General features: G+C 73.1%; 16 protein-coding genes. 8 read left to right on the top strand and 8 right to left on the bottom strand.

The window, feature by feature from the left end:
• Position 1: 1 nt before the first annotated feature.
• Positions 2 to 1,327, top strand: coding sequence for an MFS transporter (locus tag ACIQMV_RS32205; protein ID WP_402596746.1), 1,326 nt, complete (start codon positions 2 to 4; stop codon positions 1,325 to 1,327).
• Positions 1,328 to 2,191: 864 nt separating this feature from the next.
• On the opposite strand, the gene ACIQMV_RS32200 is transcribed toward ACIQMV_RS32205, so the two are convergent.
• Positions 2,192 to 2,941: a PaaX family transcriptional regulator C-terminal domain-containing protein gene (locus tag ACIQMV_RS32200; protein WP_402596745.1), complete on the bottom strand. Its 750-nt coding sequence runs from the start codon at positions 2,939 to 2,941 to the stop codon at positions 2,192 to 2,194.
• 74 nt (positions 2,942 to 3,015) lie between these two features.
• On the opposite strand from ACIQMV_RS32200, the gene ACIQMV_RS32195 reads away from it, so the two are divergent.
• Positions 3,016 to 4,773 (top strand): acyl-CoA dehydrogenase family protein, encoded by a 1,758-nt coding sequence (locus tag ACIQMV_RS32195; protein ID WP_402596744.1) that lies wholly within the window; start codon positions 3,016 to 3,018, stop codon positions 4,771 to 4,773.
• A gap of 49 nt (positions 4,774 to 4,822) precedes the next feature.
• Here ACIQMV_RS32195 and ACIQMV_RS32190 read toward each other — a convergent pair whose 3' ends face one another.
• A complete protein-coding gene (locus ACIQMV_RS32190; protein WP_402596743.1) occupies positions 4,823 to 5,410 on the bottom strand; it encodes a hypothetical protein in 588 nt (195 codons plus the stop codon).
• A gap of 284 nt (positions 5,411 to 5,694) precedes the next feature.
• On the opposite strand from ACIQMV_RS32190, the gene ACIQMV_RS32185 reads away from it, so the two are divergent.
• The gene (locus ACIQMV_RS32185; protein WP_402596742.1) at positions 5,695 to 6,780 is read left to right on the top strand and encodes a WD40/YVTN/BNR-like repeat-containing protein; all 1,086 of its coding nucleotides are present in this window, start codon (positions 5,695 to 5,697) and stop codon (positions 6,778 to 6,780) included.
• A gap of 9 nt (positions 6,781 to 6,789) precedes the next feature.
• Here ACIQMV_RS32185 and ACIQMV_RS32180 read toward each other — a convergent pair whose 3' ends face one another.
• Together ACIQMV_RS32180 and ACIQMV_RS32175 are read right to left on the bottom strand one after the other, a co-directional pair.
• On the bottom strand, positions 6,790 to 7,593 hold the full coding sequence (locus ACIQMV_RS32180; protein ID WP_401778885.1) for an SAM-dependent methyltransferase: 804 nt from the start codon (positions 7,591 to 7,593) through the stop codon (positions 6,790 to 6,792).
• A 350-nt stretch (positions 7,594 to 7,943) separates the two neighbouring features.
• Complete coding sequence (locus ACIQMV_RS32175; RefSeq protein ID WP_402596741.1) at positions 7,944 to 8,621, bottom strand: uracil-DNA glycosylase; 678 nt, start codon at positions 8,619 to 8,621, stop codon at positions 7,944 to 7,946.
• A gap of 246 nt (positions 8,622 to 8,867) precedes the next feature.
• Between ACIQMV_RS32175 and ACIQMV_RS32170 the strand changes: the two genes are divergently transcribed.
• Both ACIQMV_RS32170 and ACIQMV_RS32165 read left to right on the top strand, forming a co-directional pair.
• Complete coding sequence (locus ACIQMV_RS32170) at positions 8,868 to 9,860, top strand: N-acetylglucosamine kinase (RefSeq protein WP_402596740.1); 993 nt, start codon at positions 8,868 to 8,870, stop codon at positions 9,858 to 9,860.
• Positions 9,861 to 10,046: 186 nt separating this feature from the next.
• Positions 10,047 to 10,970 (top strand): sirohydrochlorin chelatase, encoded by a 924-nt coding sequence (locus tag ACIQMV_RS32165; RefSeq protein ID WP_402596739.1) that lies wholly within the window; start codon positions 10,047 to 10,049, stop codon positions 10,968 to 10,970.
• A 150-nt stretch (positions 10,971 to 11,120) separates the two neighbouring features.
• Here the strand turns inward: ACIQMV_RS32165 and ACIQMV_RS32160 are convergent, their stop codons facing one another.
• Both ACIQMV_RS32160 and ACIQMV_RS32155 read right to left on the bottom strand, forming a co-directional pair.
• Positions 11,121 to 12,155, bottom strand: a complete 1,035-nt coding sequence (locus tag ACIQMV_RS32160) for a lactonase family protein (protein ID WP_402596774.1) — start codon at positions 12,153 to 12,155, stop codon at positions 11,121 to 11,123.
• Between the two features lie 100 nt (positions 12,156 to 12,255).
• Positions 12,256 to 13,797, bottom strand: coding sequence for an FUSC family protein (locus ACIQMV_RS32155; protein WP_402596737.1), 1,542 nt, complete (start codon positions 13,795 to 13,797; stop codon positions 12,256 to 12,258).
• A gap of 284 nt (positions 13,798 to 14,081) precedes the next feature.
• Between ACIQMV_RS32155 and ACIQMV_RS32150 the strand changes: the two genes are divergently transcribed.
• Positions 14,082 to 14,558 carry an Lrp/AsnC family transcriptional regulator gene (locus ACIQMV_RS32150; RefSeq protein WP_402596736.1) on the top strand — a complete coding sequence of 159 codons (477 nt, stop codon included), beginning with the start codon at positions 14,082 to 14,084 and terminating at the stop codon, positions 14,556 to 14,558.
• A gap of 10 nt (positions 14,559 to 14,568) precedes the next feature.
• Here the strand turns inward: ACIQMV_RS32150 and ACIQMV_RS32145 are convergent, their stop codons facing one another.
• Complete coding sequence (locus ACIQMV_RS32145; protein WP_402596735.1) at positions 14,569 to 15,441, bottom strand: LysR family substrate-binding domain-containing protein; 873 nt, start codon at positions 15,439 to 15,441, stop codon at positions 14,569 to 14,571.
• A 58-nt stretch (positions 15,442 to 15,499) separates the two neighbouring features.
• On the opposite strand from ACIQMV_RS32145, the gene ACIQMV_RS32140 reads away from it, so the two are divergent.
• The gene (locus tag ACIQMV_RS32140) at positions 15,500 to 15,910 is read left to right on the top strand and encodes a DUF5997 family protein (RefSeq protein WP_402596734.1); all 411 of its coding nucleotides are present in this window, start codon (positions 15,500 to 15,502) and stop codon (positions 15,908 to 15,910) included.
• Between the two features lie 69 nt (positions 15,911 to 15,979).
• On the top strand, positions 15,980 to 16,720 hold the full coding sequence (locus ACIQMV_RS32135) for a class I SAM-dependent DNA methyltransferase (protein ID WP_402596733.1): 741 nt from the start codon (positions 15,980 to 15,982) through the stop codon (positions 16,718 to 16,720).
• A gap of 43 nt (positions 16,721 to 16,763) precedes the next feature.
• Here ACIQMV_RS32135 and ACIQMV_RS32130 read toward each other — a convergent pair whose 3' ends face one another.
• Complete coding sequence (locus ACIQMV_RS32130) at positions 16,764 to 18,353, bottom strand: SMI1/KNR4 family protein (RefSeq protein WP_402596732.1); 1,590 nt, start codon at positions 18,351 to 18,353, stop codon at positions 16,764 to 16,766.
• Between the last annotated feature and the right edge of the window lie 67 nt (positions 18,354 to 18,420).

The raw sequence follows: 18,420 nt of genomic DNA, 5'->3' as shown, positions 1-18,420 counted from the left end.
AATGTCGAACATCGAAACCCCTACGAAGAGCGTGATAAACGAGGAATCGGAGTGGCGCTCCGGAGGGCGAACAGCCGTCACCGCGGCAATTGGCTACGGAGCGGGGCCGGTCCTGTTCCTCACCACCGCGAGCGTGTTCGTGGCACCCACGGTCGAAGCAACGGGCTGGTCGACGCGTGAGGTACTGATCTCCCCATGGCTCTCCGGCCTTTTCGCACTGTGCGGACCATTGGTGAGCCGAAGACTCAACAGGAAAGGAGTGCGCTCGACCGCCCTCCTGGGATTGCTGGGATTCAGCGCGCTCCTCGTCCTGTTCGCGGTCATGCCCCTGAACCATCTCACCTTCTACGGGGTCGCGGCCGGCATGGGACTGTTCGGGTCCTTCGCCTATGCGGTGACCTTCAACCGAGCCGTCGCCAACTGGTTCAGCAAGAGCGCCGGAACCGCCTTCGGCCTGGTGGGAGCGGGCGGTGCGGTCATGCCGCTCGTCGCCATCCCCGTCGTCAGTTATGTGATCTACACATACGGATGGCGGATGGGCTACATCGCCCTGGGAGCTTTCGCGCTCGTCGTCTCCTTGCCCAATGTCTTGTTCGGCATCAAGGAGCCCCCGCTCGCGCACGTCAGGGACGAGGCCAAGTCCCGTCAGCGGGGTAAGCGCCACGCACAGCCGAGCGTTCTGCGGACCGCGCGGTTCTGGGTTCTCGTCGTCTCCTGCACAGTGGCTGTGGGCGGGGCGAACGGATTCCTCTCCAACGTCCAGCCCATTCTTCTGGACGGAGGACTCACCCCTGTAGTGGCGACCTCGATCACCACCCTCTTCACCGTGGGCGTCATCGTCGGTCGCCTCGGCGCCGGAGCGTTGCTCGACCTGACCAACAAGTACGCGGTGGCCGTCAGCGTGCTCACGATCTCCGGCCTCGGCGCCCTGGCCCTGACCCAGGTGTCCGCGCTCCCGCTGATCGTCGTGGGCGCAGCCGCCCTCATGGTCGCGTTCAGTCAAGGAGCGGAAGGCGATATCGCGGCCTACTTCATTCTGGACGAGTACGGAAAGAAGGACTTCGCGACCCTGTTCGCCCTGGCCATGGCAGCTACGGCGGTGGGTGGCATCGGCGTTCCCTTCGCCTTCGCCTGGATCATCGATTCCACGGGGTCCTACCTGGGTGCCTGCATCCTCGGCACTGTCTGCTACCTCGCGTCCGCGGCACTGCTCCTGGTGTTCCGCGCCATGGGCCGGAAGAACGGGCGTCACGACAACGGGGCCGAAAATGACGCCGCCAGCGCGCTTGTCACGCCTGCGCCGACAATACCTACTGAGAATAAGTAACTGCTGCGGGAGAACACCAAGAGGCACGGTGCCTGAGCACCGCCGTAAAACTGAGCATTGAAGTTGTCGATCCGGGCCATCTATCGCCCTCAGTCACAATCGGCGGCAGACCCCAGACGATCTATTCCTGGGAACTGGCGGTCGCCCTCCGGGGCGACCGGTGATCGAATCACGTCCGCCGGTGCACCGCGACGACCTCACGCGCCGGGTGACGGCACCGCCTCCTGCCGCGTCAGCCAACCGGGTCTTCGCTGCAGCCCGAGCGACCTGCAGCGCCACCCGGGCCAGGTCGACACCGGACAGCGCGGGGGCCAGGGTCCTCGCTCATGCGTACTGCTCCCACGGACGGTCGATCACCACGTACGCTGCCAGGGCCTGACGGTGCGCTACGGGCCCAATGCCCAGGTCGTTTGTCTCTACTGTCAGGCGATCGAGCGCCAGAGCCGCTGCCTGTCCTCAGCAGCCGAGGAAGAGTGGTCGCGCAGACGGTCGGAGGCCCTACCCCCAGCGGGGTAGGGCCTCTTTGCGTCGCAACGGCCGTGCGCTGGAGGCGCTTTCGCCCCCGGCGTTGAGCTGGAGGCCCGCCCGGCTGCGGCCGGGACAACCCGTCGGCGGGGCCCTTATGGGTCCCAGATGGGTCCGGAAGGACAGTGAAACCCCGTGAATGATCATCACGGCCCGGACACCCCCATACCTGCTGACCTGCACAGACGAGGAAAACGGGGACGCTCAGGGAAATCCGGGGCAACGCTCTGGCGAGCTGCAAGTACGCGGCGTCCGACATCACGTACAAGTGATGCCGGCGCGGTGAGAGCGCGGTCGCGCGCGGCGTGCCCGAGGGCGCCGCGCGCGACCGCCGTACGCTCACCGCCTCGCACGTCCGAGCATCTCCTCGGTCAGCTCCCGCCGGCAGCCGGTGTACGCGCTGCGCAGCGCCGGGCCCGGCCAGTGCGCGGGCAGCAGGGGCGCGGGCAGCACGGGGTCGGCCAGCAGGTGCCGTACGACGGCCGCGAGGGCGGTGAAGCGGTCGGCGGGCCGGTCCGTGCGCGCGACAAGATCGAGCAGCGTGCGGGCGGTCGCCGCCCAGTCGTCGACCGGCCACAGGCGCGCGGCCAGGCCGGCGGCGGGCTCCTCGGGCCGGGCGGTGAATCGCCGGACCACCGGGGACAGTCCGTCAGGCCAGGGTCGGCGCAGGTTGGCGGGGCGCAGCCAGACGCCCTCGCGGAGTTCGGCGAGCCGGAGAGCTGTCAACCGGGCGCGCAGTTCGGCGCGTTCGGCCGGTTCGCGGCCGGTCGCCGTCACGACGGCCATCTCCCACTCGCCGTCCCAGGGGCACGTCTCGGGGTGCACGGCCGCGTCCTGGCGCCGCTGGCGCTCCAGCAGCCGGTCGCTGAGGCCGTGGACGGTGTCGGAGCGTCGCAGGTCTCCGGCGGCCACCATCCGGCTCAGGGCCGCGCGCAGGGTGGATCCGCCGATCCCGAAGGGTTCGACCGCCCTTACGAGGTCCTTGACCGGCAGTTCGGGCGGGTGTGTGCCCAGCAGCAGGCTCAGGACGACCGACCGCGCGGACAGCGGGCGCAGCCCGGCTCCGGCGGGCTCCGGGGAGGCGTTCATGGTCACGTACTGTACGGACATCCGAGCGTGTTGCACTATTGCTGCGGCCGCAGTAACAGTGCAACATGGGTGCCATGGCCTCGACACTCGCGCACGAGCAGCAGGAACGCCAGGCACAGCGGTCACGGCAGGTGCGGCGGGGACCGGCGGTGCGGCCGGACGGAGAGGCGCAGCTCGACCCGCCGCCCGGGCCGCACGGACAGGACGCCACGCACGCCGTCACCAACCAGGCCCCTCCCCTGGCGCCCTACGACGCGTCCGACGACGCGGCGCTGCTGGAGGGTCTGCGCCGGGAGGGCGCGGGCTGGGCCGAGGAGGACGTTCGGCGGCTCGGGGCGCTGGCCGGAAGTGCTCAGGCGCAGGAGTGGGCCGACCAGGCCAACCGGCACGAGCCCGAACTGCGCACCCACGACCGCTACGGCACCCGGATCGACGAGGTCGACTTCCACCCCGCCTGGCACCACCTGATGCGGACGGCGGTCACCGAAGGCCTGGCCGGCGCCCCCTGGGCGGACGAGCGGCCCGGCGCGCACGTGGCCCGCAGCGCCGGTGGCCTCGTGTGGGGGCACACGGACGCCGGACACGGCTGTCCGACGTCCATGACGTACGCCGCCGTACCCGCCCTGCGCGCCCAGCCGGAACTGGCCGCCGTGTACGAACCGCTGCTGGCCGCCCGGGTGTACGAGCCCGGGCTGCGGGTGCCGGCCGAGAAGCGGGGCCTGCTGGCGGGCATGGGAATGACCGAGAAGCAGGGCGGCTCGGACGTACGGACGAACACCACGGCGGCCACGCCGACCGCGGAGCCCGGGGTGTACACCCTGCGCGGGCACAAGTGGTTCACCTCGGCGCCCATGTGCGACCTCTTCCTGGTGCTGGCCCAGGCTCCGGGCGGACTGTCGTGCTTCCTGGTGCCGCGCGTCCTGCCCGACGGCAGCCGCAACACCTTCCGCATCCAGCGGCTCAAGGACAAGCTGGGCAACCGGTCGAACGCCTCCTCCGAGCCGGAGTTCGACGGGACGGTGGCCTGGCTGGTCGGGCCCGAGGGGCGGGGCGTCAAGACGATCATCGAGATGGTCAACTGCACGCGCCTGGACTGCGTGATGATGTCGGCGGCGCTCATGCGCAAGACACTCGTCGAGGCGGGCCACCACGTGCGGCACCGTGGCGCCTTCGGCGCGCTGCTCATCGACCAGCCGCTGATGCGGAACGTGCTGGCCGACCTGGCCCTGGAGTCCGAGGCCGCGACGACGCTCACGCTGCGGCTGGCCGGTGCGGCCGACCGGACGGTGCGCGCGGGCGGCGGGGGTGACGAGGCCGCGTTCCGGAGGATCGCGACCGCGGTCGGCAAGTTCTGGGTCACCAAGCGGGGGCCCGCCTTCACGGCGGAGGCCCTGGAGTGCCTGGGCGGCAACGGCTACGTCGAGGAGTCCGGCATGCCCCGGCACTACCGGGAGGCGCCGCTGCTGTCGATCTGGGAGGGCTCGGGGAACGTCAACGCCCTGGACGTCCTGCGCGCGCTCGGCCGGGAGCACGGCACCGCGGAGGCGCTGTTCGCCGAACTCGCCCTGGCCCGGGGCGCCGACGCCCGTCTGGACGCGGCCGTGACCCGGCTCGAGGCGGGTCTGGGCGAGGCCTCTCCGGCCGGCGCCCGCCGCCTGGTCGAGCTCATGGCCCTGACCTTGCAGGCCTCCCTGCTCGTGCGGCACGCCCCGTCCGCCGTCGCCGACGCCTTCTGCGCGACCCGGCTGGGCGGCGACTGGGGCCACTCCTTCGGCACGCTGCCCGACAGCGCGGACGTCGACGCCATTCTGGAACGGTCGCTTCCGGGTTAGGGACCGCGCCGGGCGTCTCCAGGCGCCGGCACGCCACCCGCGGGGCCGGTCACCAGGTCTTGCGGCTCCACAGCGGGCCGAAGCGGGCCCACTCGGTGTCCCACTGGTCCAGGCGACGGCGTTCCAGGCAGGCGCGCAGGGCACGGCCGGTGACGAAGGGGACGGCGGCGGCGCCCACTCCCACCAGGCCGCCGGACATCAAGGCCCGCGCGCGGGCCTGGGCGGGCGTGGCCGGTACGGTCACCAGCCGGCCCCGGGAGTCGGTCCACACGGTGACCGGGGTACCGACGGCGCTGCCGGGCCACACCCGGGCCCAGCCGGTGCGCGCCGTGCCGTCCGGGGTGCTCCAGCGCACCTTTCCCCACACCCGGAGGGTGGTGCCGGGAGTCCCGCCGGTCCCGGCGGACGAGCCGGGCACCTGCTCGGTCACCCGCGCGACCGTGGACGTCCGCGCGAGGGGTTCGAGGGCCATGGCCTGCTCCGCGCCCCGGGCCGCCGTCCATCCGGCGAGCACGCCGGCGACAACCGCGAGCACCCAGGTGCCGAGCACGACCCAGGCCTCCACCATGTCGGCGCGGCGTTTGAGCGGATTGCGGCGCCACCGCCACAGCCACACCTTCGGACCACGGAACGCCATCGACGGCATCCTCCTCACGAGCGCACGGACCTGCCGGACCGCCCTCCCATACGGCGGAGCGCTCCCCGATGCTCACGCCGGGTTCCCCGCCCCGGCCCCGCCATGGGTGCCGCGACCCGGCCGTCCCCGGCTCCCACGGCGGGCGCGATCGGGTGCCGTCTCCCAGCCATGCCGCTGTGACCTGGGACGACGCCGATACGGAGAGGACTGTCAGTGGTGGGGTGCACACTGGCCGGTGTCCAGGACAAAGACGTCCGGACGAAGACCTCGCGGAGGTGATCGGCATGACCGAGGTACTGCTCGCCGTGGGCACGCGCAAGGGCTTGTTCATCGGGCGGCGGCGGGACGGCGTCTGGGAGTTCGACGACAGTCCCCACTTCAACGCCCAGGCCGTGTACTCGGTCGCCATCGACGTCCGCGGCTCCGTCCCGCGGCTGCTGGCCGGCGGGGACAGCGCGCACTGGGGCCCCTCGGTGTTCCACTCCGACGACCTGGGCCGCACCTGGACCGAGCCGGCCCGCCCCGCGGTGAAGTTCCCCAAGGACACCGGCGCCTCGCTGGAGCGGGTGTGGCAACTGCACCCGGCCGCCGCCGAGCCCGACGTGGTCTACGCGGGCACGGAACCGGCCGCGCTGTACCGCTCGGAGGACCGCGGAGAGAGCTTCGACCTGGTCCGCCCGCTGTGGGAGCACCCCACCCGGTCGAAGTGGGTGCCGGGCGGCGGCGGTGAGGGTCTGCACACCGTGGTGACGGACCGGCGCGATCCGCGGGCGGTCACGGTCGCCGTGTCCACCGCCGGGGTGTTCCGCACGGCCGACGGCGGAGTGAGCTGGGCTCCGGCCAACTCCGGGGTGTCCGCCGTGTTCCTGCCGGATCCGAACCCGGAGTTCGGCCAGTGCGTGCACAAGGTCGCGCAGGACGCGGAGAACCTCGACCGGCTGTACCTGCAGAACCACTGGGGCGTGTACCGCAGCGACGACGGGGGTGCGCACTGGACGGACATCGGTGCGGGCCTGCCGTCGACGTTCGGCTTCGCCGCGGCCGCCCATCCGCACCGCGGCGACACCGCGTACGTCTTCCCGATCAACGCGGACGCGGACCGGGTGCCCGCAGGCCACCGCTGCCGTGTGTTCCGCACCGAGGACGCGGGCCGGAGCTGGGAGCCGCTCGCGGCGGGCCTGCCCTCGGAGGACCATTACGGCACGGTGCTGCGGGACGCGTTGTGCACCGACGACGCGGACCCGGCCGGCGTCTACTTCGGCAATCGCAACGGGGAGGTGTACGCGTCGGCGGACGACGGCGACACCTGGCGGCAACTGGCCTCGCACCTGCCCGACGTGCTCTGCGTGCGCGCGGCGGTCATCGGTTGAGAGGGGCTCCTACTCCTTCAGGCCCACCGCCGCGACGGCGTGGCCCTGATCGCGGGTGATGTCCGCCGTACCGGGGTCCGGGCGCCAGTCGGCGGACCTGACCAGGCCGGGCTCGACCAGACTCAGCCCCCGCAGCAAGCGTCCGATGTGCTCCGGCGAGCGCAGGTGGTACGAGTTGGCGGACTGGGCGTTGTAGGCCGTGATGGCCGAGTTGAGCCTGTCGCTGGTATCCGTGCCGTCGCTGAAGGCCACGTAACTGCCGCGGGGCAGCGCGTCGATCAGCTCGGCCACGATCCGCTCGGGCTCCTCCTCGTCCGGGAGCTGCCCGATGATGCCGAGCAGGATCAGGCCGATGGGCCGGTCGAAGTCCAGCGTCTGCGCCGCCCGGGCGAGGATCTTCCGCGGATCGCGCACATCGGCGTCCAGGTAGGCGCACTCGCCCTCAGGCGTGCCGCGCAGCAACGCGTCGGCGTGGACGAGGACGACGGGGTCGTTGTCGACGTAGACGATCTTGCTGTCGGGTGCGATGCTCTGGGCGACCTCGTGCGTGTTGTTCGCGGTGGGCAGCCCGGTGCCGATGTCCAGGAACTGGCGGATCCCCGCCTCGCCCGCCAGGTACCGCACCGCCCGCGCCAGGAAGCTCCGTTGCTGACGTGCGACGGCCGCGATCTCGGGGAACATCCGCAGGATCACGTCGCCGGTCTCGCTGTCCACCGGGTAGTGGTCCTTGCCGCCGAGCAGGTAGTTCCACACGCGGGCAGAGTGGGGTCGATCCGTCTGCAGTCTGCTTTCCCAGTCGCTTCGATCAGTCATGGGGAGAGCATCGCACACGGGGCCGCCGTCATGATCAACTTCTGCGCCGGCGGCCATCGTTGCCAGCAGGCCCGGCCCGCGGCCGCGAACCGGCCTTTCCAGGCCGGACCGTTGACTACGGCCGGGCTCCTCACACCTCGCGGGCGGCCAGGACCCGGGACCAGGGTCTTTCGTTTGGATCAGGCCGGATCAGGGAGCGGGGTCCGGTGCCGTGCATCGCACGGCGGAGGAGGGCGGCAGGGCGGAGCCCTGCCGACCGACGACAACGCGGCTGGGGGTACCCCCTGCTCGAAGAGCTTGGGGGAACGGTGCCAGACCCCGCGAGCCCGGCATGACCCAAACGAGAGACCCTAGGGCAGCCGCCAGTCCACCGGCTCGGCCCCCTGCCGTTGGAGGAGATCGTTGGCCCGGCTGAACGGGCGCGAGCCGAAGAAGCCCCGGTCCGCGGACATCGGCGAAGGGTGCGCCGACTCGATCGCCGGATACTCGCCGAGCAGGGGGCGCAGGTTGCGCGCGTCCCGCCCCCACAGGATCGACACCAGCGGCCGCTCCCGCGCGACGAGGGCACGGATGGCCTGCTCGGTGGCCTCCTCCCAGCCCTTGCCCCGGTGGGCACCCGGCTTGCGCGGGGCCGTGGTGAGCGCCCTGTTGAGCAGCAGTACGCCCTGCTGGGTCCACGGGGTCAGATCGCCGTTGGAGGGCCTGGGCAGGCCCAGATCCGTGTTCATCTCCCGGTAGATGTTCTCCAGGCTGCCCGGCAGCGACCGCACCTGCGGCGAGACCGCGAAACTCAGGCCGATCGCCATTCCCGGCGTCGGATAGGGGTCCTGGCCGACGATCAGGACCCTTACGTCGTCGAAGGGTTGCTGGAACGCCCGCAGGACGTTCGCCCCCGCCGGGAGATAGGTCCGGCCGGCCGCGACCTCGGAGCGCAGGAAGTCACCCATGCCCGCGATACGCCCGGCCACCGGTTCCAGGGCCTTCGCCCAGCCGGCCTCTACTAGTTCATGCAACGGTCGTGGTGCCACGCCGCGTCACTCTAGCGGCCCACACCGACAGCCCGTGCCCGCGGACCGGCCGCTGCGGGGCGGCGTCCGCGGCGCTAGTCTTCCTCCTCACCAACGTCATCGAGCCGGTCGGGCGCATCGCGCAGCCGGCCGTCGGGGGGAGGGGAGCCCGGTGCGTCCAGTGACCGAGCCGCTCCTTCGCGAGCGCCGTGCCTCCCCGTCCCCCTCCCCCGCGTCGGCGGAGCCCGTCGGGGACGGGGTGCTGCCGTGACCGGGGACGCACAGGCCGGTACGGCCGGATTCCTCGCCGTGGACTCGGGCGGCTCCGGGCTCCGGGCCGTCGTCGGTGTGCCCGGGCGCGGGCCGCTGGCGCGAGGGGAGTCCGGTGAGCCGGTGCGCACCGGCCCGCGGGGCATCGACCCCGGACACCTCCTGGAGCAACTGGTGCCCATGGCCCGGGCGTTGGCCACCGAGGCCGGAGTGGGGCGGCTGGAGACCGCCGTACTGGGGGCAGCCGGGCTCGCCACCCTGGGCGACGCGCTGCGCGCCGAACTGCCCGCCGCGCTGGCACGGCACCTCGGCGTGCGCCGGGTCGCGCTGGCCGCCGACGCGGTCACCGCCTACACCGGCGCGCTGGGCCCCCGTCCCGGCGCCGTCGTCGCCGCCGGGACCGGACTGATCGCGATCGGCACCGACCTCACGGGCTGGCGGCGCGCGGACGGCTGGGGGCATCTGCTCGGCGACTGCGGCAGCGGAGCCTGGATCGGACGGGCCGGCCTGGAGGCCGCGCTGCGCGCCCACGACGGCCGGGACGGCGGCTCGGCGCGGCTGCTGGCCCGCGCCGAGGAGGCGTTCGGGCCGATGGCGGAACTGCCCGGCAAGCTCTACCCGCGCTCCGACCGCGCCGCCGTCCTGGCCTCCTTCGCACCCGGGGTGGCCGCCTGCGCGGACGGCGACCCCGTCGCGGCCGGTGTGCTGCGCGCGGCCGCCCGGCACATGGCCGAGTCCGCCGCGGCCGTCTGCCCGCCCGCGGGAGAGCCGCTGCTCGCCCTCACCGGCGGCCTGTTCAAGCTGGGCGACCCCCTCCTCGTACCGCTGGAGAGGGAACTCTCCGAGCGGCTCCCGCACGCACGGCGGGTGCGCGCCGAGGGCGATCCGCTGCACGGCTGCGTGCGCATCGCGACCGACCTGGCCAGAGACGTCCTCGCCCTGCCGGGTGATGAGAAGTTGCTGTACGTACCACCCCCACAAAGGGATTGATCCCCCACATCCGCATCTGCCGGACAAGTACGCCGATGGACCGGCCGAGTTGTCCCCATCCGGTCCGATGGGGCCACACCGGCGCTTGACATCCGTACGTAACTCATCAGACAAAACCGGACGGATACCGCTCACCTGCACCCTCCCCGAACAGGGGCGCCCCGGAAGCCAGTAACATGCGGCGCCATGAGCTCCCCCACTGGGCCCGCGCCCGGCCTACCAGTACGAATGCCGCGCCCCCGCCAGCCCGGACGGCACCGCCGACCCGAACCGCTGGCGGCGCCCGAGGGCGCGCCCGCGCTCGTCCTCGCGGTGCCGGGCACCCCTGGCGACGCCACGCGGGGCCTCGCCGAGGAGGTCGTGAGCATCGCCCGCTCCGAGCTGCCCGGACTCGACGCCCGGATCGGCTACCTGGACGGGGACGACGCGGACCACCCCACCGTGCAGTCCGTCCTCACCCGTGCGGCCGAGGAGCGGACCGCCCGCTACGAGCAGGCCGTCGCCGCCGGCGCGGACGTCAAGGAGCCCGACGGTCCGGTCGCGGTCGTCGTGCCGCTGCTGGCCGGTCCGGACAACGCGCTGCTGCGCCGGATCCGCCAGGCCGTCATGGACAGCCGGGTCGCCGCCGAGCTGACCGATGTGCTCGGCCCGCACCCGCTGCTCGCCGAGGCACTGCACGTCCGGCTGTCGGAGGCGGGTCTGGCCCGTGCCGACCGCGCCCGCCTGTTCACCGTGGCCACCGCGGCCGACGGGATCATCCTGGCCTCCGTGGGCGGTGAGGAGGCCGTGCAGGCGGCCGGGATCACCGGCATGCTGCTCGCCGCCCGCCTCGCCGTGCCGGTGATGGCGGCCGCCCTCGACCAGGACGGCTCGATCGCCTCCGTCGCCGAGCAACTGCGGAACGCCGGCTCCCAGCAGCTCGCCCTGGCGCCGTACCTGATCGGCCCGGAGATCGAAGCGGAGCTGATCCAGGCCGCCGCCGAGGAGGCGGGCTGCGCCGCCGCCGAGGCGCTCGGCCCGTACCCGGCGATCGGCAAGCTCGCCCTGGCCAACTACACGACGGCTCTGGGCATCGCCCCGCAGCAGCCGCAGAGCACGCCGGCCCGCTGACGCCCGCAGTCCTACCCCGTACGACCAGGGGCCCGCTCCTCACCAGCCGAGGAGCGGGCCCTTCGCCATGCCGATCACGCCGCAGGCCGGACCATCAGGGCCGTCGGTGTCGTTCGTGCCGTCGGGGGCGCCCGGCGCCCGTGCGCGTATTCAGCCGAAGACCACGCAGGACGCCGCCGCCACCTCGACCGCGCCGGCTCGCGCGGGCAGCCCCGTCGCCTCGTCCACGGCGAACCAGGTGACGTTCCCGGAGCGTTCGTTGGCGACGTACAGGAAGCCGTCGGACAAGGCCAGCGCCCGGGGCCAGTGGCCGCCGCACGGCACGCTGCCGACCAGCCGCAGCCGCTCCCCGTCTGCGTCGACCGCGAACGCGGACAGGACGTCCTCGCCGCGCGTCGCGGTCCACAGGAACCGGCCGTCCGGCGCGACCGCGATCCCCGAGGGGTAGGCGTCGCCGGCCGGGGTGTCGGGCAGGACCTGGTTCTCGGTCAGAGGCTTGAGCGAGCCCTCGGCGGCGTCCCAGCGGCAGACCGTGACGGTGGGCGTCAGTTCGTTGACGACGTAGGCGTACGCGCCGTCCGGGTGGAACGCCAGGTGGCGGGGCCCGGAGCCGGGCCGCAGCGCGATCTCCCGGTGTACGGCGAGCCGCCCCTCCGTCAGCGTGCACACGCGGACCGAGTCGGTGCCGAGGTCCACGCTGACGGCCCAGCGGCCGCTCGGGTCCGGCTGGACCTGGTGGGCGTGCGGACCGCGCTGGCGGCGCTCGTGCGGGCCCGAGCCGGTGTGCCGCAGCACGTCCGAGGCGGCCGGGGCGAGGCGCCCGTCGGCGTGGACGGGAACGGCGCTGACGCTGCCGGAACCGTAGTTGGCCGTCAGGACGTGCCCGTCGAGCAGGCTCAGGTGGGTGGGTCCGCTGCCGCCGACGCTCACCGGCGGGCCGGTCAGCTCGACCGTCTCGCCCTTCACGCGGTAGGCCGCCACGGCGCCCTCGGCCGTCTCGCTCACCGCGTAGAGCGTGCCGCCGTCGCGGGACAGGGCCAGGTACGAGGGGTCGAGGACGCCGTCGACGCCACTGAGGACGGTCAGCGCCCCGCCGTCCTCGGACACCGCCGCGGTGACGACCCCGGGCCCTCCCGCCGCCGTGAACGACCCGATGAACGCCCGCCGCCTGCCGCCGTGTGCCACCACTGGTTCCCCTCTCCGTCGTGCCGTCCGAGCGACGGTAGCAGTCACCTCCTCTAGGTCTAGACCAAGTGGAGACGTGGCTCGCGACGTGCCGTCGGCGTCACGCACCGACCAGCGGCGAACCCGACGGCGCCCGCAGGGGCGTGGCCAGTTCCGCCAGGGCGTGTTCCAGGGCGTGGAGGTGCGTGAGGGCGGCTTCCGCGGCCGTGGGCCGGGGGTGGGCGGGGGCGACCCGCGGAGCGGCGTCCGCGCCGTCGTCGACGAGGGCTTCCACCGCGAGTTCCACGCGGCGGCACGCGGCGGCCAGCCGCTCGTCGTGGGAGGCCTCCGGGTCGGCGGCGACGGCGACGAGGCCGCGGACCTCGCGGGCGCAGTCGTCGAGCAGGGCGAGCACCTGCCGGGCGCGCCGCCTGCGGCCGCGCATCGGGTTCAGCGGGTGCACGAGCGGGGCGACGGAGAGCCGCACCCGGCCGAGCAGCTGTTCGAGTTCGGCCACGCGGGGCGCCGGGTCGGCGCCGGCGGTGCCGGCCAGCCGGGCCGCGGCCTCGGCCGTGCACGTGTGGACACAGCGCAGGGCCCGCTGGATCCAGGCGTCCGTGACCGCGTGGGTGGTGACGGGCAGCACGAACAGCACGGCCAGCCAGGCGCCGAGCGCGCCGACGGCCGTCTCCCCGATCCGCAGGGCGAGCAGTCCGGGAACCCCCGGGACCTCAAGAACTCCGGGACCCCCGGAAACGAGGACGCCGAGAAGGCCGTAGAGCGCCGTGGCGAGCAGCGTGACCCAGAGCATCATCCAGGTGTAGGACACGGCGGCCGTGTAGAAGATGCCGAAGACGCTGACGGCGACCAGGACGGCGGTGGGGAACGCGGCCCCGTGCAGCGGGACGACGACCAGGGCGGCCAGAGCGATGCCGAGCACCGTGCCGAGGACCCGGCGGAAGCCGCGGACCAGGGTCTCGCCCCGCGAGGCCGTGTTCACGAACACCCACCAGGTGGCGCCGACGGCCCAGTACCAGCGCTCCCCGGACACCATCTGACCCACGACGAGGGCGAAGCCGGCGCCCGCCGTCGCCTGCACGGCCTGCCGGGTGGTCACCCGCTCCAGTCCGCCGCCGCCGAGGACGGCGGGAGCGGCGGCGGCGGGCAGCCGGCGTTCGTAGCACCACACTCCGAAGCGCACCACCGCCGCGGTGAGCACGGACAGCAGGACGGCGGCGGACACCTCGGCCAGCCGCCCGGTCGTGGTGTGCAGGAACTGCGCCACGAAGAAGGTCATGAACGCGAACACGCCGAGACTGTGACCGCGCGGCCCCCAGCGGCGCGCGTACACGCCGGCACCGACCACGGCGAGGAAGGCGAGGTCGCGTGCCACGGGGTGGTCGTGCAGTCCGGCCGCGACGGCGAGCACGGGCAGTCCGGCGACCGGCAGCAGCACAGTGGTGACGAATTGTCCGCGCACCGTGGGGTCGGTGACGGTGAACAGGGCGAGCAGCGCGGCGAGCCCGCCGGCGACGGCGCCCGGAAGGGAGTGCCCCGCCGCCCCGCAGACGGCGACCGCCAGGCCGATACCGAGCACGGCCCTGGCGGCGAAACGCAGCCGTGTCCGCCCCGGGTCCGGAGCCACGAACACCCTCTTCAGCACTGCTTACCGCCCCCCGTGGAAGACACCTGGATCGCCGGGCGACACCGGCATGAGAAAGGCGCCGCGGAGATCCGCAGCGCCATCGACGTGTCCATGAGAGCATCACCGGCGCCCCTGGCTCAAGCGAACCGGACAGCGCTGGGCCATTGGCACATTCGGACATCTCGTCGACGTGCAGGCGGAGAGCCAATGGACTACGGCGCCTGGCCCATCCGGACGGCTTCCCGGTGAGCCATTGGTACAGTCAGGAGCGATCACCGACTTGGGAGGAGACCCGCGTCGCCATGGCCGTGGACGAACTCGACACCCGCATCCTGCGACTGCTTCTGGAGCAGCCGCGCGCCAGCGTGCGGGAGTGCGCCCGCGTGCTCGGTGTCGCCCGGGGCACGCTCCAGGCCCGCCTCGACCGCCTCGAACGGGACGGCGTGATCACCGGCACGGGTCCCGCCCTCTCCCCCGTCGCGCTCGGCCACCCGGTCCTGGCGTTCGTACACATCGAGGTCACCCAGGGGCACCTGGACGACGTCGGGGACGCGCTGGCCGCCGTACCGGAGATCGTCGAGGCGTTCTCGATCACGGGCGGAGGCGACCTGCTCACCCGTGTCGTGGCACGCGACAACGCCCATCTGGAGGACGTCATCCAGAAGCTCATCAGCCTGCCGGGCGTGGTCCGCACCCGCACGGAGGTGGCGTTGCGCGAGCGTGTCCCGTACCGGCTGCTGCCGCTGGTGGAGTCGATCGGCCGCAGCGCGCGGAAGTGACGCGGGGCGGCTACGCCCCGCGGCCCGGCCTGCCCCGTCCGCCGCTCCTGCCGCCGCCCGAGCCGCCGGAGCCGCCGCGCCGGTTGCGGGCCGCGGAGCCGCCCGCACGGCCGGTCGCCCGGCCGGAGTGGCCCGACGCCTGGCCCGTACGGCCGTCCGCCTTGCCGCCCGTCTTTCCGCCGGGCTTTCCGCCGGCAGCGGGCTTGCGGCGGGTTTCCGCCGCCCCTGCACGGCGGTCCTTGCTCCGGGACTGCTCCTCGGGCTGGGCCTGGGTGCGGCCCCGGGTGCTGTTCACGGTCCGGCCGCGGACGATCCCGATGAAGTGCTCCACCAGGTCGGTGTGCGCCTCCTCCGGCCAGCACAGCGCGATGCTCGACTGCGGGGCATCGGTCACCGGCCGGTAGGTGAGGTCCCTGCGGTGGTGGAGGCGGGCCAGCGACTGGGGGACGACGAGCAGCCCGATTCCGGCCGCCACCAGCTCCACGGCGTCACCCGTGGTGGCGGGGCGCTCGAAGGCCTCCTCGCCAGGTGGCCGTTCCCAGCCGAGGACGTCGTCGAGCGGGTGGAGGACGACCTCGTCGGCCAGGTCCGCCACGGACACCTCGTCCACGGCGGTCACCAAGTGGTCCTTGGGGACGATCACCACCGTGGTCTCGCTGTAGAGGGGGATGGCGCTGAAGTACGTACGGTCCACCGGCAGGCGTACGATCCCCGCGTCCGCCGCGCCACCGCGCAGCACCTCGGCCGCCTCGGCGGCCGGAACCTGGACGAGGTCGAGGGGGACGTCCGGCAGGCGCTCGTTCCAGATGCGCACCCACTTGGCGGGCGTCGCCCCGGGGACGTACGCGAGCCGGAACGAGGCAGATGCATCCGAGCCGGTCACGCCGCCAGGTTACCCGGCGTGGTCGGCCCCCTCGTCCGCGGTCGATAGTCTGGACACCATGAAGTCGCACCAGACCGCCCAGACGATGAAGCCCGCCACCGCGGCGAAGAAGCTGGGTGTGTACCTACCCGCCACGCCCGCCGAGTTCCAGGAGGGCGTCGTCTCGCGTGCCGAGCTCAACGAGCTCCAGGCCGATCCGCCCGAGTGGCTGCGGGAGCTGCGACGCGACGGCCCCCACCCGCGCCCGGTGGTCGCGGCCAAGCTGGGGGTGTCCATCTCCGGTCTCGCGCGCGGCGGGGTCACCGAGGCCCTGACCACCGAGCAGATCGAGGCGCTGAAGCAGGAGCAGCCCGAGTGGCTGGAGAAGGAGCGCGCCACGCAGGCCGAGGTGCGCAAGGAGACGGCACGCCTGAAGCAGCGCGCCACCGAACGCGCCGAGGAGGACGCGGAGCAGGCGCCGGGCAACTGACCTGCCGACGGGGGCCGGTGGCGGGGAAATGCGTGGACGGCGTCCCGCCCCGCCCGGCAAAGTGGCCCCGTGACGAGCAGCGAACTGTGGAGCCGCGAAACCGCCGAACGCTACGACGCCGGGGAGGCCGAGAGGTCCTCGGCCGCCTTCCTCGGGCCGACTCTCGACTTCCTCGCCGAACTCGCCGGTGACGGGCGGGCGTTGGAGTTCGCCATCGGGACCGGGCGGGTCGGCGTCCCGCTCCGGGAACGCGGCGTGCCCGTGGTGGGCATCGAGCTGTCCGGGCACATGGCGGCGGTCCTGCGGCGCAAGATCGACGAGGACAGGCTCCCGGTCGCCCTCGGGGACATGGCCACGACCACCGTCCCCGGCGAGTTCAGCCTGGTCTACCTCGTCTACAACACGATCACGAACCTGCTCACCCAGGACGAGCAGGTCGAGTGCTTCCGCAACGCCGCACGCCATCTGTCGCCCGGCGGCCGCTTCGTCATCGAGCTGGGCGTGCCGCCGCTGCGGTTCCTGCCGCCCGGGCAGATCGCGGTGCCGTTCGACGTCTCCGACCGGCACCTCGGCTTCGACACCTTCGACCTCGTCGAGCAGATCCTCGTCTCGCACCACTTCAGCCGTGACGGCGAGGACGGCCGTTACCGCCGCACCGGCTCCCGGCACCGGTACGCGTGGCCGGCGGAACTCGACCTCATGGCGCGGATCGCGGGGCTCGAACCGGAACGGCGCGTCGCCGACTGGGACGGGGCACCGTTCGCCGAGGACTCCCCGAAGCACATCTCCGTGTGGCGCAAGCCCTCCTGAGATACCCCTGCCCCGTCTTCCTGGTCCCGCCTCCCGCGACTGTTCAGAGGCTGCCGGCGACGCGGAGCGCGTCGCCGGTGTCCAGGCCGACACGGGAGGCCAGGGCGAGGGCGTCGTCGAAGGTGACGTCGTCTCCGGCAAGGCGGACGGCGGCCAGCGCGGGCGGGACCTTGCCGTGGTCGAGCAGCGTGGTCCACTGGCGGCGGCCAAGCGCGAGGTAGCGCAGGTTCGCGAGGTCGGCGAGGACGGTCAGGTCGGCTTTCCCGGCGCCGGAGAGGTCCAGGCCGTGCAGGTGGGGGGCGCTGCGCAGGGGCGTGAGGTCGGCCGGGGCGGCGGTGTTCAGGTCGAGTGACGCGAGGTGGGGGTGACCCGCCAGCGCGATGAGGTCGCCGCCGGCGAGGCTGACGCGGACGGACTCGACCGGCAGGTCGCGCAGGGGCGTCAGGTCGGCGGTGGTGGAGCGGTTGAGGTGCAGGCGGCGCAGACCGGGGGCGGCGGTGAGCGGGCCGAGGTCGACGGTGCCGGTGACGTCGTTGACGTGGATGGCCTGGAGGGTGGGCGGAACCTCTTCAGGGATACCGCCGATGATCTGCCGGGTGACGTTGTCGCAGCCGGGCCGGCGCAGGGAGATGTGGTCGCCGTCCGTCTCGTAGGAGCCCTGCTCCAGCAGTTCCAGGTGCTGCCGGAGCAGGGAGGTGAGGGAGTCGGCGACGTACACGGGGCCGTCGTCGTAGTCGCGGCCTGTGGCTATGACCTGGCCGGGCCGGCCGTCACGGGCGGGGGACATGTCCGCGGCGAGGTAGTTGCCGTCCTCGCCGCTGGCGAAGCGGATCCAGCCGGGGTGGCCTCCGCAGCGGCGGACGGTCTCGGCGGGGGCGGTGTCGAACACCACGGCGTCCCATTCCAGGTCCCAGCCGAACCAGGGACGGTCCTGCCACTCGCGTGAGTCGGTGTACTCGCCGACCAGGCTCGCCAGCGGCAGCCAGGCGTAGTTCTCGATCAGGTAGCGGTGCCGGTACCCGATGCCGTCCCCGTCGGCGATCAGGTACAGCGCGCGCAGGTCGGCGGGCAGCGGGCGGCCGATACGGCGTTCGGCGTCGTCGAGCGCGGCCTCGGTGACGGACGGGGGCAGTTCCTCGACGTGTCCGAGGACGGCGGCACGCCGCTCGAGGTAGGCGCGGAACGTCGCCGCTGCCAGTTCCGGATCGCCCGCGGGTGCGGCCGTGCCCGCCTGCTGACGCGTGCCCGGCTGTGGCAGGCGGTGGTCGGGGTCCAGGACTATCTCGTAACCGCCTCCCGGTCCGGACACGCGGCCGACGGAGTCCCTGAACACGACGAGCCGGTACTCGCCGGAGGGCCGGCAGTCCATCTCCCAGCTGACGGGATCCCAGTCGCGGTCGTCGCGCACCGCCTCCGCGAGTTCCGCCAGCCGGGAGTGCATCCGGGGCAGCCCCATGGGAGTACGCGGCCCGGGGACGATGTAGCCGCCCGTGATCCCGGTACCGCCGCGGCCCGCGTGGCCGGAGAGCACGGCCCGGGTCCATCCCTCCGGCGCGTTCCCGACGATCTGTTCGGCCATGCGGCGGGCCGTCTGCTCGACCATGCGCTGCTGCTCCCGTTCTGTGGAATACACCGCCATCCTGGCAGGGGCCACTGACAACGGGCGGCTGCGGGCACACAGCGCCCCTGGTACCGACTAC

It is taken from the genome of Streptomyces sp. NPDC091412 (assembly GCF_044756885.1).
GTDB lineage: Bacteria > Actinomycetota > Actinomycetes > Streptomycetales > Streptomycetaceae > Streptomyces.
Note: the sequence above shows the minus strand (reverse complement) of the source record. Positions and strands in the feature narration are given on the sequence as shown.

Excerpts from the sequence above, each read along its gene's own strand:
- ACIQMV_RS32180 (WP_401778885.1), bottom strand. The coding sequence starts at position 7,593 with ATGACTGATCGAAGCGACTGGGAAAGCAGACTGCAGACGGATCGACCC.
- ACIQMV_RS32190 (WP_402596743.1), bottom strand. The coding sequence starts at position 5,410 with ATGGCGTTCCGTGGTCCGAAGGTGTGGCTGTGGCGGTGGCGCCGCAAT.
- ACIQMV_RS32195 (WP_402596744.1), top strand. The coding sequence starts at position 3,016 with ATGGCCTCGACACTCGCGCACGAGCAGCAGGAACGCCAGGCACAGCGG.
- ACIQMV_RS32140 (WP_402596734.1), top strand. The coding sequence starts at position 15,500 with ATGAAGTCGCACCAGACCGCCCAGACGATGAAGCCCGCCACCGCGGCG.
- ACIQMV_RS32200 (WP_402596745.1), bottom strand. The coding sequence starts at position 2,941 with ATGAACGCCTCCCCGGAGCCCGCCGGAGCCGGGCTGCGCCCGCTGTCC.
- ACIQMV_RS32165 (WP_402596739.1), top strand. The coding sequence starts at position 10,047 with ATGAGCTCCCCCACTGGGCCCGCGCCCGGCCTACCAGTACGAATGCCG.
- ACIQMV_RS32205 (WP_402596746.1), top strand. The coding sequence starts at position 2 with ATGTCGAACATCGAAACCCCTACGAAGAGCGTGATAAACGAGGAATCG.
- ACIQMV_RS32185 (WP_402596742.1), top strand. The coding sequence starts at position 5,695 with ATGACCGAGGTACTGCTCGCCGTGGGCACGCGCAAGGGCTTGTTCATC.
- ACIQMV_RS32150 (WP_402596736.1), top strand. The coding sequence starts at position 14,082 with ATGGCCGTGGACGAACTCGACACCCGCATCCTGCGACTGCTTCTGGAG.